General features: G+C 46.1%; 14 protein-coding genes and 2 pseudogenes. 2 read left to right on the forward strand and 14 right to left on the reverse strand.

Annotated elements, in window-relative coordinates; all coding sequences use genetic code 11:
* Together VI25_RS26400 and rffA are read left to right on the forward strand one after the other, a co-directional pair.
* A pseudogene (locus VI25_RS26400) lies at positions 1-254 on the forward strand (glycosyltransferase); the annotation flags it as partial.
* Positions 251-1,396 carry a dTDP-4-amino-4,6-dideoxygalactose transaminase gene (gene rffA, locus VI25_RS03440; RefSeq protein ID WP_173664781.1) on the forward strand — a complete coding sequence of 382 codons (1,146 nt, stop codon included), beginning with the start codon at positions 251-253 and terminating at the stop codon, positions 1,394-1,396. The pseudogene VI25_RS26400 and the gene rffA, both read left to right, overlap by 4 nt.
* A 16-nt stretch (positions 1,397-1,412) precedes the next feature.
* Here rffA and VI25_RS03445 read toward each other — a convergent pair whose 3' ends face one another.
* The 14 genes and pseudogenes from VI25_RS03445 to rfbH form a co-directional block, all read right to left on the reverse strand.
* On the reverse strand, positions 1,413-2,756 hold the full coding sequence (locus VI25_RS03445; RefSeq protein WP_236704858.1) for a glycosyltransferase: 1,344 nt from the start codon (positions 2,754-2,756) through the stop codon (positions 1,413-1,415).
* Positions 2,668-4,523, reverse strand: a pseudogene (gene asnB, locus VI25_RS28780) (asparagine synthase (glutamine-hydrolyzing)). Before asnB ends, VI25_RS03445 begins: the two are co-directional and overlap by 89 nt.
* A gap of 66 nt (positions 4,524-4,589) precedes the next feature.
* Complete coding sequence (locus VI25_RS03460; RefSeq protein WP_052694925.1) at positions 4,590-5,477, reverse strand: glycosyltransferase; 888 nt, start codon at positions 5,475-5,477, stop codon at positions 4,590-4,592.
* Positions 5,478-5,512: 35 nt separating this feature from the next.
* Entirely contained in the window at positions 5,513-6,439 is a 927-nt protein-coding gene (locus VI25_RS03465) for a glycosyltransferase family 8 protein (protein ID WP_045687127.1), read from the reverse strand.
* 32 nt (positions 6,440-6,471) lie between these two features.
* Positions 6,472-7,356, reverse strand: coding sequence for a hypothetical protein (locus VI25_RS03470; protein WP_045687126.1), 885 nt, complete (start codon positions 7,354-7,356; stop codon positions 6,472-6,474).
* On the reverse strand, positions 7,353-8,348 hold the full coding sequence (locus VI25_RS03475; RefSeq protein WP_055562270.1) for a hypothetical protein: 996 nt from the start codon (positions 8,346-8,348) through the stop codon (positions 7,353-7,355). The genes VI25_RS03470 and VI25_RS03475 overlap by 4 nt, the downstream gene beginning before the upstream one ends.
* Before the next feature lie 128 nt (positions 8,349-8,476).
* The gene (locus VI25_RS03480; protein WP_045687123.1) at positions 8,477-9,619 is read right to left on the reverse strand and encodes a glycosyltransferase family 4 protein; all 1,143 of its coding nucleotides are present in this window, start codon (positions 9,617-9,619) and stop codon (positions 8,477-8,479) included.
* A gap of 49 nt (positions 9,620-9,668) precedes the next feature.
* Positions 9,669-11,444, reverse strand: coding sequence for an ABC transporter ATP-binding protein (locus tag VI25_RS03485; RefSeq protein WP_045687122.1), 1,776 nt, complete (start codon positions 11,442-11,444; stop codon positions 9,669-9,671).
* Positions 11,445-11,630: 186 nt separating this feature from the next.
* Positions 11,631-12,575, reverse strand: coding sequence for a glycosyltransferase family 2 protein (locus VI25_RS03490; protein ID WP_045687121.1), 945 nt, complete (start codon positions 12,573-12,575; stop codon positions 11,631-11,633).
* 53 nt (positions 12,576-12,628) lie between these two features.
* Positions 12,629-13,615, reverse strand: a complete 987-nt coding sequence (locus VI25_RS03495) for a glycosyltransferase family 2 protein (protein ID WP_052694924.1) — start codon at positions 13,613-13,615, stop codon at positions 12,629-12,631.
* Positions 13,616-13,701: 86 nt separating this feature from the next.
* The gene (locus VI25_RS03500; protein WP_052694923.1) at positions 13,702-14,703 is read right to left on the reverse strand and encodes a glycosyltransferase family 2 protein; all 1,002 of its coding nucleotides are present in this window, start codon (positions 14,701-14,703) and stop codon (positions 13,702-13,704) included.
* 30 nt (positions 14,704-14,733) lie between these two features.
* Positions 14,734-15,513, reverse strand: a complete 780-nt coding sequence (locus VI25_RS03505; protein WP_055562272.1) for a glycosyltransferase family 2 protein — start codon at positions 15,511-15,513, stop codon at positions 14,734-14,736.
* A 67-nt stretch (positions 15,514-15,580) separates the two neighbouring features.
* Positions 15,581-16,561, reverse strand: coding sequence for a glycosyltransferase family 2 protein (locus VI25_RS03510; RefSeq protein ID WP_045687120.1), 981 nt, complete (start codon positions 16,559-16,561; stop codon positions 15,581-15,583).
* A gap of 9 nt (positions 16,562-16,570) precedes the next feature.
* A complete protein-coding gene (rfbH, locus tag VI25_RS03515) occupies positions 16,571-17,869 on the reverse strand; it encodes a lipopolysaccharide biosynthesis protein RfbH (protein WP_045687119.1) in 1,299 nt (432 codons plus the stop codon).
* Positions 17,870-17,882 lie beyond the last annotated feature (13 nt).

Below are 17,882 nucleotides of genomic sequence, written 5' to 3' on the forward strand. Positions count from 1 at the left end.
CCTTGCGGCTAACGGTCTACTTTGGTTTGCTGCTCGCTAGCGGCGCATTTCTTTTAGGATTAATAATGCTCACTCGCGCGCTGCTTGGTAAGATTGATGTGTTAGGGTACGCTAGTCTTATTGTATCCATAAGCTTTTTCTCCGGCATACTAATCACGGTGCTGGGTGTCGTCGGGCTGTACGTAGGAAAAACATTCGAAGGCGTCCGTGCACGCCCTTTATTCGTGGTAGCAGAAACCACCACGCCGGTATGATCCCGTCCGATATTCTCATTCCTTTTAACAAACCCTATTTATCAGGGTCTGAGCTGCATAACATTGCAGAAGCAGTATCAGCTGGTAAGCTTTCCGGCAACGGAATTTTCACTCAGCGGTGTCAACGCTTCTTCGAAGAAGAGTATGGGTTTGCGCGTGCTTTGCTAACCAACAGTGGTACTGCAGCGCTGGAGATGGCGGCTCTGCTGTTAAATCTACAACCTGGCGACGAGGTTATTCTACCATCATTCACTTTCACCTCTACGGCCAACGCCTTCCTGCTACGTGGAGCTACGTTGGTGTTTGCTGATAGCAGCCCTGAGCATCCCAACATTGATCCTGGTGAAATTGCTCGTTTGATCACACCTCGTACCCGTGCAATCGTTGTAGTGCACTACGCTGGAGTCGCTTGTGACATGGATTTCATCTCGAGCCTAGTGAGCCAGCATAACCTGATCTTAATTGAAGATGCTGCCCAAGCTATAGAATCATACCATGGAAGTCGTCGTTTAGGGACAATTGGTCACTTAGCAGCTTTTTCCTTCCATGAGACTAAAAATATCAGTGCGGGTGAAGGTGGACTGTTGGCTATAAATGATAATCAGTTCGCGGAAAGAGCTGAAATCCTATGGGAGAAAGGAACTAATCGGGCCGCCTTTTCCAGGGGTGAAACAGCTAAGTACGAGTGGGTAGATATTGGCTCTTCTTTCCTACCGTCTGAACTAACGGCAGCTTTCCTTTGCGCACAATTGGACAATCGGCTTAGAATATCGAAACGCAGGTTACAACAGTGGAATGTATATCAACAGGCATTGGCTCCCTTAATGAGCATAGGGGTTAAGCTACCGCTTATACCCAGTTATGCTCAAGCACATAACGCCCACATTTTCTACCTACTCTGCCGTTCACCTAAAGAGCGTGATCTTTTGATCCACCATTTACGTGCGCACCATATCCTAGCCATTTTTCACTACCAGCCCTTGCATACAAGTCCTTTTTTCGAGCACGCGTACACGGGGCCTCCTTTGCCTAATACAGTGTATTATGCTCAGCACCTGCTTCGTTTACCGCTGTATTACGAGCTAAGCGAGGAGCAACAAGTATGTATTGCTGAACAGGTTTTGGCTTTCTATCAACAATAGAATATACAGAGGCAAATTAGTTGTCGAGAAGCCGCTTGTACTCGTTTGTATACCTGCCAATGGCTGTTTCTAGGTCGTAATATTCCTGTGCTTTTTGCCGCAATTGGCTTCCATCTTTTTGCAATAATTCAGGAATACTGCGCGCCGCTGCTTCGTAGCTTGCAGCATCCAAGGTAGATACTACCGAGCCGCCATCTGTCTGACGGATAATGTCTGCTACATCTCCCACACCGTCGTTGCAGATTACAGGAAGCCCCATTGCCAATATTTCGCCAAGCTTCGTGGGCGAACTGGCCTTTTTCGAGTAGCTCTGCTTAATAAAGAACAGATTCAAGTTGGAGGCTGCAACTAACTTGGGTACCTCCTTACGGGTAGCAGGAAGAACATGAAAATCAGTTTCTTCCAGGCCAGCTATTTTCCTGGCTGCTGCAAGCACCATGGCTTTCGGTTCTTGCGTAACGAAAAGCATTTTAGCGCCAGGATTGAGTTGCTTGATTACCGCAAACTGAGCCAGCATCTCATCCAGCAAGTACCAAGCACCGATTGAACCTAAATAGCTCACCACCAATGCATCTTCATCATATCCTAGTTGCTGACGAGCCGTCTTGCGGTCTTCAGGTGTCAGCAGTGGGAATACCGAAAAATCAGCGCTACACGGTATCACTGTAATAGGAGTACCAGGATAGGATGGCCACGTTTGCATTTCTCCTTTACCGTTTTCGGTAAGGCTGATAATACCATCGGCTGCCGCTATGAATTCTGCTTCCTTACGCTTATAAGTACGATATGCCCGGCGGTAAATAGGACTCTCAAGATTCCACATACCTCCTTCTACCCGCTCATCGACCCAGAACCCGCGCATATCGAACAGGAACTTCACTCCGAACTCGCGTTTCAGCAACAAGCCTACCTCAGCACTTACGTAGCTACGACAGTGAGTCATGTCAAAGTGCAGCTCCTTATGCAGAGCTAGCGCCTTCTTTCGCAGTTGGTACCGATCGTAAAACTTAGCCAAAACCGGTGGTTTACGCGTGAAGAAGATATGCTCCCAACGGATACCAGCCCCTTCAGTAATATTTCGAATGGTTTTCTCGTGCTGAGCGTACCGATCCTTCTTTTCTGTGGAAAGCAGAGTAATTTGGTAGCCAGCTTTAGACAGACCTACTAGATAGGGTAGCACTTGCGACTGACCTAATGGGTCAGTCATCCCATCGTAGGAAATAAACAGAACGCGGGGGGCGGAAGAATTCATGCTAAAAAGTAAAAGGCCCTTAAGCTCCCAACTGGTGCGTGACAGCCCATTGATGCAATACAATAAGAAGCCATACTCGATTGTAAAGATGGTCTTCGCCGGCTTCAAAGCGCTGCACTAGCTCTCGTACAACGTTGGGACGCACGAAGCCTACTTTCTCTAGGACCTGCGGGCTCAGGTATTCATCAATGAGATAATGAAGATCCTTTTTTAGCCAAGTGCCGAGTGGGATAGAGAACCCCCACTTAGGCCGATCAAAAATGTGTGCCGGCACATAGTCGTACAGCACTTGTTTAAGCAGGTATTTACTAACCCCGTTCTTTACCTTCAACGCTGGATCGAGGTTGAGTGCGAACTCAGCAATGCGGTAGTCCAGCAAGGGCCCTCTTGTCTCTAAGGAATAGCGCATTGATGCCCGGTCCACTTTTACCAGCAAGTCATCCTGCAGGTAGTACTGCATATCAAAGATGGCTTGTTGCTCAGCAGGCGTAAGGGTGCGGGGGCTAGGCCATTGCTCTGGCAGAGCTGGCAGGTTGCTCATGCCTGGTTGCAGTAACTTCTCAATTTCCTTTTCAGAAAACAGATACTGCTCTTGCGAGAAGATGTGACTGCGAAGTCGCGCTTGTGCCGGATAATTCAGCAGGTCGGCCACGCGCTTGTAGCGGTTGCTCATCTGCTGCATCACCAATCGAGCCGGATGGCGCAGTAAGTTTACACTACCCTTGGCCAACCGGTTTGCCCAAGTATACATACCGTAGCCATGAAATAGCTCGTCGCCGCCGTCCCCTGACAAAGCCATCGTGACGTGCTGCCGAGCTAGTTTTGATACCATCAGCGTCGGCACTGCCGAGGAGTCGGCGTAGGGCTCATCGTAAATGGTCGCCAGCTCCGCCATGCTGTCGCGCGCCTCACGTTCTGTTACGGTGAAGCTATGGTGGTCAGTACCAAATGTGTGGCCACTGCAGCAGCATAGCTCGACTCATTGTGCTTCGCCGAGTCAAAGCCGATAGAGAACGTCTTCACCGGCGTAGCAGACACATCCTGCGCCATAGCAGTCACTAGGCTAGAATCGATACCACCGCTTAGGAACGTACCAAAGGGTACGTCTGCAATCATGCGGTACTGTACCGAGGTGCGAATGAGGTCGTGCAGCTGCTTTTTAGCCTCTTGTTCGTCGCTCAGCACTTCCGCCCTGACCTTGTCTTCTAACTTCCAATACCTAGACTCCTTAAACTCAGTGGCATTCACCCGGATATGCGCACCCGAGTCCATCTTCTTTATTTCGTTATAAATAGATCGAGGCCGGGGAATGTAGCCTAGGTACAGAAACTGATTGACTGCTTCTTTATCAACCGTTAACCTCTGCCGGATGGGCGCAAGATTTACCAGTGACTTTAGCTCAGAAGCAAAGCCAAACGTGTTGGCGTCCAGATAATAGTAGATCGGCTTTTTTCCCAGCCGGTCCCGGAACACATCCAACTGCCCAGTTTGCTTGTCGTAGATTGTAATAGCAAACATTCCATTCAACTCCTGCACAAAGTCAGGTCCCAACTTCACAAACGCCTCCAGAATTACTTCCGTGTCGGAAGTAGTTCGCATTTGCAAGCCTAGTCGGTCTCTTATTTCCTGGAAGTTATAGACCTCACCATTGAATATAGTTACAAACCGATCATTGTGCGAAAACATTGGCTGGTTTGCCGCCGAAGAAAGGTCAAGTATACTTAGGCGTCGATGGCCCAGCCCTACTTGGCCATCGAAGTAGAAACCGTCGGCATCAGGGCCGCGGTGGGCCAGACACGTAGTCATATTGCGCAGCATCTCTTCGGTGAGAGGAGATGCCGACGTACGATTCAGAAAACCAGCAATACCGCACATGGGCAATGAAAAGGTTATGCCTGGTTGAAACAGCTAGGCTGCTGTTCTACCCAGGTGACAGATGAATTAGGCCGCTGTGCCAGACCGCCACAGCCGCCGCCACAGCGGACGCATATCGGTGGAAATGGATTTGGCTAGAAAGCGTAGAAACCGCGCGTTGTCATGCATATCGCCGCGGTAGCAGGCAGCTAGAATCAAATACAAGTTAGCCAAGCACTGCCGGTAGTACGTTTCCGACGGGAAATACGCTCCTTCTTGGTGTAGCTTCGTAAAAGCATAGAGCATATCCCGTTCCATCAATGGAATGTTATTATGCATCTGCTGGCCATGAATACGGTAGCGGACTAGGGTGTGAGGTAGGTAACCAAATTCTGTGCACCGCGCTAGGCGCACCCACATTTCCCAGTCGGCCGAGGTTGAGAGCTTGGTATCAAAGTATCCGGCTTCATCCAGCACACTTCGGTGCACCACTACACTAGAAGGGCTGTGAATAACGGTAGTGCTCATTTCCAGCAGCAGGGGTAACACGTGCCCCCCTTTACCCTGGATAATTTCTACTGTTTGATTGGTTTCGGATTGAAACCGCTCCTCCGCCGAATGAACCAGCCTGGTTTGCGGGTGCTGCTCCAAATACGCCACCTTGCGAGCAAGATTCTCCGGCTCAAACAAATCATCAGCATCCAAGAAAGCGATGTATGTCCCTTGAGCCAGCGTAATACCTACATTACGCGAATCGGCCACACCCGAGTTTGGTTTGGAATGCAGACGTACTCGCTGGTCAGCGCGGGCAATATCCGCTACAATTTTAGCCGACCCGTCTTTTGAACCATCATCTACCACAATTACCTCCACTGCTGGGTAGGTTTGTTGCAGAACTGATTGCAGGGTAGCGGCGATATACATCTCCGCGTTATAGCACGGAATTACTACTGATACCAACGAAGCTACGGCCATTCTCACAGATTAATTTTAGGCATGGGCTACCTTACCTAGCGTAGTTTAGCTTTGAGGCGCCGCCACTGTCTGCCTAGAGCCGGATTGTCGATGTATAGCTCTCGAAGACGAATGCGCAGCAAAGATGGCACCTTATTCAGAGCAAAATCAGTGTAAAGTTCTTTTCGATTACTAGGTGACTGTTGTAGATAACGGTGGTACAGGTAACGAAAACGGTTCTGACACAACATGGCCCAGGGCCTATGTAAGGTGAAATGCAAAATCACCTTATCGGCTAGGTACGTTTCAAATTCCTGGCGCGGCAGCATCTCCGGTACATAGGAGTGTAGGGTATTAAATCGGCTGTCGATTTTTTTCCAGTTGTTACGCAACACTGCATTCAGCGCACATTGGTCTACATACTTAATGCGCTCCGGGTACTGCTGCAAATACTGTAGTGCTTGCTCAGAAATTCGCTGCCGGCGCCACTCTTTCATGTGCATGTAGAGTACGCCCGAATTGAAATATTGCCCTTCTTCCGTAATACCTAACAAAGGCTGTGTCTTTACCCAGTTGTCATATACCGCTGCCACAGGGCAGGTACCTAGATCAATCTGAGTAAACAGACTTAAATCGCCCACTACCAACGTGTCGCTGTCAATATAAAGCAGATACTCTACTGATTCAGGTACTAGAAATGCAAAGAAGAGTCGATAGTAGACGGCAACAGTCCACTTGCTGCCTAATACGAATTGAGAAATTAAACTTTCGTCAATTTGATAAAAGGAGATGGTTGAGTTATGAGCCTGTACGTGTTCTTCAATCTTAGCTTTATCTGCAGGCTGAATGCCGGTTGCAATAGCATGGATTGCGATTGGCTTGTTAGGGTTGCTGACAAAAATGGAGGTAGTCAGGGCATAAAATTGATCCAGATAGTTCTGATCAAATGTTATACCTAGATGGAAAGCGCACGAGGCGGACATACTGCAAAAGTCAGCTAAACGGGTTATATATCTTACTTAAGGCGGAGCACCCGCCTTAGTCGCGAGGCCCACAACGAATTCTCCCACATCAGCCGTAGCGTGCTTGGGGTTTGTGGTGGATGCGCTGTATAAAACGGAACCAAGTCAGCAATGTGCTTCCCGGGCACAAACTGTAGCAAGGGCCATGCCTCTTTATCTAGAGGATGGACATTTTTTGCCTCTTTATAATTATCCGAGCTCAGCTTAAGCCAGAAGTCTAGGTAAGCTTGCGTATCAAAATCGTGTGCGTGGCCCCAGTTGCTGATCTTCTCACGAATCTCATGCTCATCACGCGCCCAGGATTGATGCAGAATAAAGTAGGGGGCATAAATGTTAAACCAATGACTAACTCGCCCGTGGTAGTAGGCAGGATCGTTAGTAGCCACTGGGTTGGATACGTCGGCCCAGAGTTGCTGCTGCCGGTCTACGGCCAGAAACCCAGTATCTAGTTGCTTGAACAGGGTAACGTACGGGCACCGAACATTGACAGGACGTGCTGGATTAAAGCCGCGCAGCCACTTAGCAAACCCTGCAAAGTTGAGAAAGTACTCGTCGGCATCGAGCTGCACGTGCCAGCCGCCCTTTCCTAACCGCTCCGCAATCAGGTGACGCTGCCTGACTTCGTTATCCATAGGAGCCAGTTCCGGCCGATGAAAATCGTCTTGATAGATCTCAATCTTGTTCTTGGTATCTAGTCGTTTGACTAGTGCAAAGAAGGCCTCGTCGTCGAAGGAGAAGGGCTTGCCAGCCCAACTAATACGGTCCTGATCCAGCGACAAACAGATACGGTCAGCCTGCTCATATACCAGTGGCAGAGAGTGCTCCAGAAAGTACCAGTCGTAGGCTACGCAGAACCCAATTTTTATAGCTTGGCTCATGCTTGGGTAATATGACGCTTAGCATGGTACAACACGTCTTTTAGAAATGAAGGCGTGAAAGGCGATTTGCGCAAAGCAATCCAGGCATGCTGATACCCCTCCTTAAAGCGGTTCTCGTTGAATGCTTGCACGGCATTGTCCTGAAGCATCAAAGGATGCGTATCATAAATAGCTGGCAGTTGTTGGGTTAACCGCCGCACTGCCGCTAGCTTATCAACCCACGTTTGCTGCTTGAATTCAGCTGTGATAGTATCAGCTAGTACCAAATCTGTTACCTGTTTCTTCACACGGTACCAGTAGTGATACACGTATTGGTCACAAGGGTGAAGCTCCGTACGAGTTTGCAGTACTAAAGAAAAGGCATACTGCTCGCTGGCGTGGTTCTGCGTAGGAGGATAAAATTGGTCCGTGAGCTGATACACATCCGGGATCATAGCAACTATTTCGGCCGGAAGACCCATTACGCCGGCATTCCACGATTCTTGCCTAGCAGTATATTGCTCTGTGCCCCGCGTAGTTTGAAAGCTTTGCTGCTCAATAAGATGTAAAAACGCGTGAAACGTAACACCCATGGGCAGAGGCAGCTTACGGCATTCTTCGTAGGTATACTCTAGCAGATGCATAAAGCTGCGCCCCGGCCGGAAGTCTTGCATCCAAGGCAGAGCATCGGCCGTAAAAAAGGTATCGGAGTCAACATACAGCATGTCAGCCCCTGGGTGCCGCTGGAATGCCTCTTCGATCAGCGCGATTTTCATACGGTGCAGAAAGTCAATCTGCCCTCGCATTACCTTTATTTTCTCGGGAGTAAGCAGCACGTAATCTACCTCCACGTCCGTCAGATATTGTCGGAAGAAATCAGGGGCATCCGTGAACAGTACAGTCTTAACCTGACTGGCAGGTCCGCTATACCACGCCCAAAAGCTCATAATGGTGAGCAAAGCCCGCCGGTACTCACTTTCCCGGCCGAACGATTGGGTTACGAGCAAATGCATGGGAACAGAACGCTTGAGAGACGGAATCAACGAGCAGACAGCCGTGGGGCAGTACCACCCTTCAGTTCCGCAATGAAAACCAGATGTCGATGAGAAGTTAGGACTGAAAGCCGCAGCACATTTACTTACTAACCGCAGTACAGATCTTCCAGTGCGCAAAGATAAGTATCTAACCCGAAACGTTGAGTAGCAACGGCCTGCCCGGTGGTTTGTACGTGTGCGCGTAACGCAGGGTCAGCCAGGTAGCGTTGCATGGCGGCAGCAATGGCAGCACTGTCGGCAAAGGGGACTACCAAGGCATTTTCCTCGTGACGGATAAACTCTGGTGCCACGCCTGAAAGCGTAAATACCGCTGGAATACCAGCTGCCAGTGCTTCCACGTAGGTTTGCCCAAAAGCCTCACTGTGGTCGTCGATGGGCGTATGCACGTACACATCAAACAATTGATATAACGAGCCCAGATCGTTTTCAAAACGGATTTGCTCGTAGGACTCGGCTGGCAGATATTGCTGCAGGAGGGCTTGGATTTCCTTTTGGTAGTCGCCGTGAGCATTAGCCAGCAGTAGTTTGGCGGAGGGATACTGCTCACGTAGTGTGGCGAAGGCAGGAATAATATACTGAATTCCTTTCCACTCGGTCTGGCGGGCAATAACACCGATAACCGGGTAGGCATCCTGCGTTTTATATTTCTGCCGCAAAGCAGCTACCCGCTCCGGCTTTGGCTGCATGAAAGTAGCCAAGTCAAAGCCATGATGAATCAGGCGAATCTTTTGTGGTTTCACGCCCTCTTTTTCCACCAATATCCGCTTGACCATCTCCGTGATGGCAACAATATGGGTTGTAAGAGTATTCGTAAACCGGTCGTAGTACACAGCGCGGGGGAAATACTGATGGTGCAGGGTAGAGTGGTGACGCGTCAATATGCGACGCGGTATGCCTACCGACCAAGCTGCCAACAGTCCTACCACATTAGCATCAAACAGATGCGTATGCACTACCTGACTTTTCCAGGTTTTGAGCTGACTACGCACTTCACGTATGGCGCGTAGTAGGTCAGCTTTTCCACGATAGATAACCCGTGCTACAGGAAGTTCCAGACCCCGGATATATTGCTCTAGTTCACTGTCTCCAGGATTCAACAAAATGAAGGATAAGGCTACCTTACTTGGGTTCAAGTGTTTGGCAATCCATTCAAAAGCTAGTGCCTTGTTAACAGCAGAAATGACGTAAGTGACGCGAACAGGGGCGCCGGGTACTGTAGAAGCAGCCATAAACAACAACTGAGTGCTAGCAAAGCCAGCTATACAAGTCTCTTCCCTCCTACTTGCTAGATGCCATCGTACGGCTTACCAATTCATCGTAAGTCCGCTCTGCAATTAATTCACCATCCTTCAACTCGTAAATACGCGTGCAGTCGCGCAGAGTCGTGATGCGGTGAGCAATGATGAAAATGGTAATATCAGTAGTTGCAAGGCGACTGATTGCTTCATTTACCTCCCGCTCGGTTTCGTTGTCCAATGCACTCGTGGCTTCATCCATAAGTAGTACCTCCGTGCGCTTATACAATGCACGAGCAATACCAATCCGTTGGCGCTGGCCTCCGGAAAGACGCGACCCTCGTTCGCCTACAAATGTCTCAATACCATCGGGTAGTGATTGAATAAAGTCTGTTAATGAGGCCTGCTCAATAGCGTACTGCAACCGTTGCTCATCTACCTTTTGATCTGCCAAGGTGATATTATCCCGGATAGATGATTCCATCAAGAAGGTATCCTGCTTTACATACCCTACTAGCTTATACCAAGCTTCGAGATTGTGCTCCGTTAATGGTTGGTTATCGATAAGTAGCTTCCCTTGCTGTTCTTCATAAAACCGCAGCAACAGATTCATTAAGGTAGTCTTACCAGAGCCGGAAGAACCGATAAGGCCTATTCTTTCTCCTTTATTAACCTTGAAAGAAATATTATTTAATACCGGCTTAGTTGTCTCCGGGAATGTAAAAGACACGTTTCGCAGCTCTATGGAATTCTTAAATACCAAGGGTTGCTGAGGGGGCAGTACTTGATGCACCAGGTCCCGATGGCTGCCTAAATTATCAAATGTGAATCGGTGTTGCTTTAACGACACCATCGCAATAATCAGACGATTGACTGATGGCATCAGGCGGTATGCTGCTGCTGCAAATAGTCCAATTATCGTTACTAGATTTTCAGGATTTTTTGATAATAGAAGGGAGTATAAAAAGATAGTGGCCACTGCTAGTATAGCCACCATTTCAATCATTTTGAGAGGTAGCTGTCCATAGAGATAGGAAACAGCTTCTAGGTCCTGTAATTCGTTCTGATTCTCGATTACTTTTTCCTTTACTTGAAATTGTTTACCAGCAAGTTTAAGCTCGATATAGCCGGCAAAAGCCTCCGAAAGCAACAAATAGGTTACTGGTCGTAGCGCGTCAACCCGAGTGCCAATGCGCATAGAGCGATTACGCAACAGGCGGTACGTAAAGACAGTAGCTGGAGCTAGCACTAAAGCCAACACCATAAATAAAACGGGTTGATAAACTAGGATAGCAACAATAATTACGAGAATGACAACAGCTTCTGAAAGCAGAACAAACAACTGACGAATAATACCATTAACAAATGCTTGCGGAATACCTACCGTAAAGTGGACTAAATTAGATGAACCTAACCTGCTAAAGTCCCAAAAAGACAAATTATTATATTTATCTATTTGGGTGCCTACTACATTCAAAGCAATTTGTGCAGTGAATCGAACTTGTTGATAATTCACTAGGGTTGTGAATAAATTCTTTATAAGAAAGAATATCACAAGCAGAATTATAAGAGCAACTAAAAAAGCTGTTTCCGATTGAAAACCTAGCGCATGATAAAGCCAATTGGAATATTGGTTACGGAATATAGATCCAGGCTGCGAGGCAGCCATAATTACTGGAACCAATGACGCTAAACCAAAAACATCTAGCACGGAGGAGAAGATCAGCAATAAAAACATCCATACTGCTTTCCGCCGGTCCGCGTCGGACAAGTAAAACAGTACATTACGTAATGTTTCGCTGATAATACCTTGATTCATTGTTTTGTTCTTAATACTCTAGAAAAGCGCTTGGTAGCTAAACTTCCTTAGACGCGCTAAAGCAGCAGTTACTCACGGCTGCAGGTTAGAAACAGAGTGACGCTTTTGCCGTGTGGCACGCAGTATGAAACCACAAAGATAGGTAAACCTATCTGGTGCACCTTACATTAAGCTTCCCTTAAGCGGCTACGCACGCGACGGAACCATCTGATAGCCGCTATATAAGGCAGCCCCTAGCAGCAGATTTGTAAGACCAAAATAGAGTTTATCAAAAGCCTTCTTATTGGGTATAAGCGTCAATATCCCCATTACCGCTGGACGTATGAGGCTTATAACTTGATAAACGCTGCCTTTTAGAAGACCATAATCATACACCAGCTCTTGGTGACCAAGCTCAACAGCGACCCTTCGCGTTTCACCACCCCGCTTTTTCCGAGCTAGCCATGCAGTTAAATTCATTCGGTCTGCCTCATTATGATACATAATGCTGGTAGGACAAATGTATGGCTGTATATGATGCTCGGCTAAGCGCTGGCTAAATTCATGATCTTCAAAACCAGCATGTGGGAAATTCTCATTATAGCCCCCAGATTTTTCAAAGTCTACCTTGCGGATAGCTAAATACTGACTCGTAATGCCCGGAGTGGCAAACAACTCATTGTCATTCCACGGTAAACCACGGCACCACCCTTTTAATGAGTCAAACCCATAATGGTGTAAGTAGCGCCCGAACTGAGTACTTTGAACATATTTCTGTAAATCAGGAGGATACACCCAATTTAAGTTGAAGCAACGCGGCTCTTGCGAATATTGCTGAGATAAGTCTACTGTTACTTGAATGTTCTCAGCTGTTACCCACATATCGTCGTCCATAAAGACTAGCAATGGAGCCAATGCGTTTTTCGCACCTAAGTTCCGCGCTGAAGCAACTCCGCTTTTAGGATTATCAATAACCCGCACTTTATCCTGATACTCGGCGGGCAGAGAAATACTCTCTGTTTTGGAGTCATTAATAATCAGCACTTCTGCTGGCACTCCCTGCAACGCTCGATATACTTTTTCTAGCGTTACTGCTAAAATAGCCTTTCGGTCTTTCGAGGCAATAATAAGGCTTAACTTAGGTGAAAGCATGTAAAGCAAGAAAACAAGTAGAAATGCGACCCTATAGAGCCGCTCTTTTTAGTTTAGCGAGCTAGCAGTTTGTCGCCAATAAACTGCCGTATACCGCTCATGTTGTTACCGAACAAGAAACGGCTGAAAGCGGATGCGAAACGACGTGCAAAGTGAGGGTCTACTTGTGCAAGCCGAGCGTAAATTTCCTTGTGCACTTTAGGCGTGATGTTGTAATTCACCATGCCGTAAAACCAGCGTTGCAGGAGGCTGTCTATTTTCTTTTGATAGACAGCTGAATCCAGTGGTCCGAACTGCTGCAAGAATTTCAGAATATGTGCTTCTTCCGCTAAAGCCAGACCCGTGACCAATGCTTTACTGCGCACATTATTGGTATGCTGACGAAAGTAGTTTAGGGGCTCAGCAACAAAAGCTACCTTAGAAGAGGCCAGGATTTTCGACCAATATGCCCAGTCCCCGGATAGTCGCATCGTTTCATCTGCCGGGCCGGTTTGTTCAATTACGCTACGCCGAACGACTACGGCGCTAGCATTCGGGATGATACAACGGAAGGGCATGTAACGCTGCACAAGCTCAATCCCAGGCATGGTGAAGTCATGGGCCCAGCGCTGAGCATCTACTTCTTCATAGTATGCATAATGATTGCCAACAGGCTGGCTTTTCTCATCAACACTGATAGACATGCAGTACGCTATGCCAACCTGAGGGTCGGCTTCGAGCCGCGCCACAAGTGTTTCTAACAAGCGTGGATCAGCGTAATCATCACTCTCCGCAATCCATATGTACTCCCCAGTTGCTAGGGCACATCCCTTGTTCCATTGCCGAAAAGTGCTTCCACTGTTCTGCTCGTTCAGAACTACCTTAATCCGTTTATCCTGAGCAGCATAATGGGCAATGATTTCACGGCTATTGTCGGGAGAACAATCATCTAGAAGTATTACTTCAATATCACGTTCTGTTTGCCCTAAAACACTATCAATACGTTTTGGCAAATACAAAGCATGATTATAATTAGGAATGATGACAGTTACTTTTGGCATGCCTGATTTGGTTACGTCAGCTACCTAAGCTGAATTTAGGAGAAATACGAAATGTAAGCTCCCCAGTATCGAAGCCACCGTTCGTTTTATTTGGAAAGTATTCTTTTGAGAATTCCGTCTCCAACTAATTGGCGTAAACCACTGAATTTATTCTCAATCAGTGTAGAAAAAAAGTATTTAGCGAACCTTCTAGGGAATGAAGGTTCAAGGTCACACAACTTCTGGTACAATTCCCGATGAAGTGAAAATGGCATGGCATGATTGCTAATAAATGCATAAAACCATTTACCGAGTATGTTTTCTATCTTCATTTCGTAATTAATGGCATTAGGCTCACCAAATGCCTTAATTACTTTCATAACCCTAGCTTCTTCTACTAAAGCTAATCCATTTCGAAGTGTACTACTTCGGACATTGTTTGTATGTTGACGAAAATAATTCAGCGGAGTAGTTACAAAGGCAACTTTTGATGTAGCCATGATTTTAGCCCAAAACAACCAGTCTCCTACTAAACGATAGCTGGCATCTGCTGGACCAACTTGATCTAAGACGCTCCGCCGAATTAATACTCCACTAGCGTTAGGCACAATGTTACAGAAGGACATAAATTGTTTCACTAATTCAATACCATCTATTATAAAATCCTGTTTAAGTAAAGCTCCATCTAGCTCCTTGGGCATAATATAATGTATGCCAAGTGCATTATTGTTCTCATCAATCATTTGTGATTCACAATAAGCTAGACCAATTGTAGAATCTTTTTCCATTGGACGCAAAAGCGTTTCCAATAATACAGGATCAGCATAATCATCACTTTCTGCAATCCAAATATACTCTCCTTGGGCTAGAGCGATACCTTTATTCCACTGGTGGAAGGTACTACCACTGTTCTCTTCGTTAAATACTAGCTTAATACGATCATCCTGAGCGGCATACTGCGTGATTACCTCCCGGCTGTTATCGGGCGAACAGTCGTCGAGTAACAACACTTCTATGTCTTGCTCAGTTTGATGTAAAACGCTTTCAATCCGTTTCGGCAAGTACCGTACATGATTGTAATTTGGTATGATGACAGTGACTTTAGGCATTACGTGAGTTGCGCTGTGTTTGCTCCCTATTTAATTTATATTCATACCCAGCAATATCTTAGCCGCAGTTTTAAGCTTATTGTTCTTAACATAGTTCCATGACTCTATTTCATTGATTAGTTTATTTACGATATTGATACTATGCTTGGTATATATATATGCTTTGTTCTTTTCAAATCCTGGCCTGGTAGTCGTGGCAGACATAGAATCAGACAATACTCGGTAGTAGAAGCATATATCATTTAGATATATAAACTTTATATCAAGCAAGTGACAATGAATCCAAAACTCCCAATCTTCATTTCCCATGGCCGGCAAATCACCGTCATATCCACCTACCTTTTCCCAAACACTTTTTCTAAAAACTGCGCATGCATCAATGTAATTACATTGAATTATTTTAGAAAAATTATATCCTCCAACTTCTTTTAAACCGGTTTCTTCACCAAAAAAAAACGGCTTACCATAAACGACTCCTACTTCAGGGCTATCGTCTAATATTTTTAGCGCTTTGGTTAGATAATTAGTATGAAGCTTGTTATCGCTATCCAGTGGAATGATATATTCTCCTCTTGCTGAGGAAATACCAGCATTCCTGGCAGCCGCTAACCCTTGGTTAGTTTGCCGTATAACAGTATATCCCTCTTGCTCCAGCTTCTCCATCATTACCAGCGTATGGGCATCCGTTGAGCCATCATCAACTATGATTATTTCATACGGAGTGCTACCTACATTGCATTCGACACTTTGTAGTGCTTCCTGTATGTATTGACCATGGTTGAAGCAAGGTATTACAACTGAAACTTTCATTTATAACACCTATGTGAGCCAAAAAATCGACTATGTTTACAGTATAAATAATTAAATACTAGGAACATTATATTCTCTTATATCTCTCTATATTATAAGCGGAGTCAGGCTTTTTTAGTATATACTTCATTTGCAATTTTAAATCACACCATAACCACGATAAAAAATACCTGTTTAACCCTTTGTGCAATAGAGATCTAAAATATATTTGTCTTAGTAAATATCTTTTCTCATACAATGGCATATTGATAGTGCTTGGCTGTTCAATTATTCCATAAATTTGACTTGGTTTTTTTACATGAGTTAGCACCAAGTCAGCGAATTTCTCCTTCGCTTTTTGACTTACATTTAAAGGCATCTCATATAAAACTGGTATACTTAGGCTCAGTGATAGCCAAGACCAGTCCTCGTCGGGAGTAGTAGTTCTAAGAGAGAAATCATGTAATACAGCAGGGCTGAATAATACCCTGGCCTCTTTTTGAAGGCCTGTAAAAAGGTAAACTATGTGCGGCGCTAAGGAGTAGGACAACTGATTAACTAACCTTTTATTAGGCGTTAACTTATTAAGATGATATAAACCAACAGATATAAATAACAAGTTACCAAAGTCATCCATACCTTCAATTAGCCCTTCTAGTCCTTGAGTCGTGAAAGTATCTTGCCTTTTTATCGCATAGGGATTTTTGTAATTAATAAATGAATATTCACTATATCTATTTATATCAGCTATAATAGTCTCAACAGCATCCAAGGCTGGAGGATCATCATCACCGAGCAACCACATCCATTCTGTTTGGCATGCTTCAAAGCAGGAGATAAAATTAGCAGACATGCCGATGTTACTGGCATGTCTGACTATTTCGATATTTTCATGGTTCAAATGACCGATTGTCTCACTAACCGCAGTATCGGAGCAATTATCGAATATTATTAATCTAACGTTGTCATTTAACTGAGGAATTAGTCTTTCGACTGAAAGCAGAACTTTATGATTCCGATTGTAAGTCGGAATCATAACTGTTAGAAGAGCTTTATCATTATATGACATATTGTTAAACTAAGAGAAAAACTTCTTAAGGACTTCTACCATGTAGTCATAGTGCTCTTCCTGCAAGCCAGGCCATACGCCCAGCCAGAAAGAACGGTTCATGATCGTATCAGTATTCTCTAAGTTACCTACTACTCGATGCTCGATGTTTTGGTAAGCAGGCTGACGGAGCAAGTTACCAGCAAACAACAGGCGCGTACCTATCTTATGATCCTCCAAGTGCTGAATCAGGTCTTGGCGCTCAATTGGGCTACCATCCCGAATTGTAAGTAGGAAGCCAAACCAGCTTGGGTTGGAATTAGGAGTAGCCTCGGGCAAGATGAAATGCTCTTCAAACTGCTTCATCTTTTGATACAGCATCGCATGGTTTTCGCGACGGCGCTGCACGAAATAGTCGGCTTTGTTGAGCTGGCTCAAGCCAATAGCAGCCTGCATATCGGTTACCTTCAAGTTGAAGCCGATGTGCGAGTAGGTGTATTTATGGTCATAGCCGTACGGCAACTGGCCTAGCTGCCAGCAGAAGCGCTTATTGCAGGTGTTGTCTTTGCCTGGCTCGCAGTAGCAGTCGCGGCCCCAGTCGCGGAAGCTTTCTGCCAGCATTTTCAACCGGATGTTGTTAATCAGTACGGCTCCGCCTTCACCCATCGTAATGTGGTGAGCTGGGTAGAAGGACAGCGTAGCTAGGTCGCCGAAGGTGCCGGTTTTCTTCCCGTTGTAGGTGGCCCCCAGGGAATCACAGTCGTCCTCTATCACCCACAGATTATACTTCTGGGCCACGCGCATTACCTCATCCAGGTTGAATGGATTGCCTAGGGTATGGGCAATCATAATCGCCTTGGTTTTAGGCGTCACGGCCTGTTCAATTAGCTCCGCTTTGATGTTGTAGGTAGGAATATCTACATCTACGAACACCGGCACGCAACCAAACTGAACCATAGGGTTCACAGTAGTTGGGAAACCAGCAGCTACCGTAATTACCTCATCGCCGGGCTTAATAGCCCGATCACCCAACTTCGGGGAGGTAAGTGCATAAAAAGCCACCAGGTTAGCCGACGAACCAGAGTTGACTACGAGAGAAGACTTGCAGCCGAACCACTTGGCTAGTTTCTGCTCGAACTTAGGACCAAAGCGACCAGTAGTGAGCCAGCCATCAAGTGTGGCATCTACGCCGTAGAGAAGGTCCTCGGCATCCAATACCTTACCTGTTACTGGTAGGTAGTCCTGACCTGGAATGAAGGTCTTTGCTGTATTGGCTGCTGCTTTTTGCGTCAAAAGTTGCTGTAACTCGTCGCTAAAGTTCTTGTACATGGTGTAAAAATTT

It is taken from the genome of Hymenobacter sp. AT01-02 (assembly GCF_000961955.2).
Taxonomy (GTDB): domain Bacteria; phylum Bacteroidota; class Bacteroidia; order Cytophagales; family Hymenobacteraceae; genus Hymenobacter; species Hymenobacter mucosus.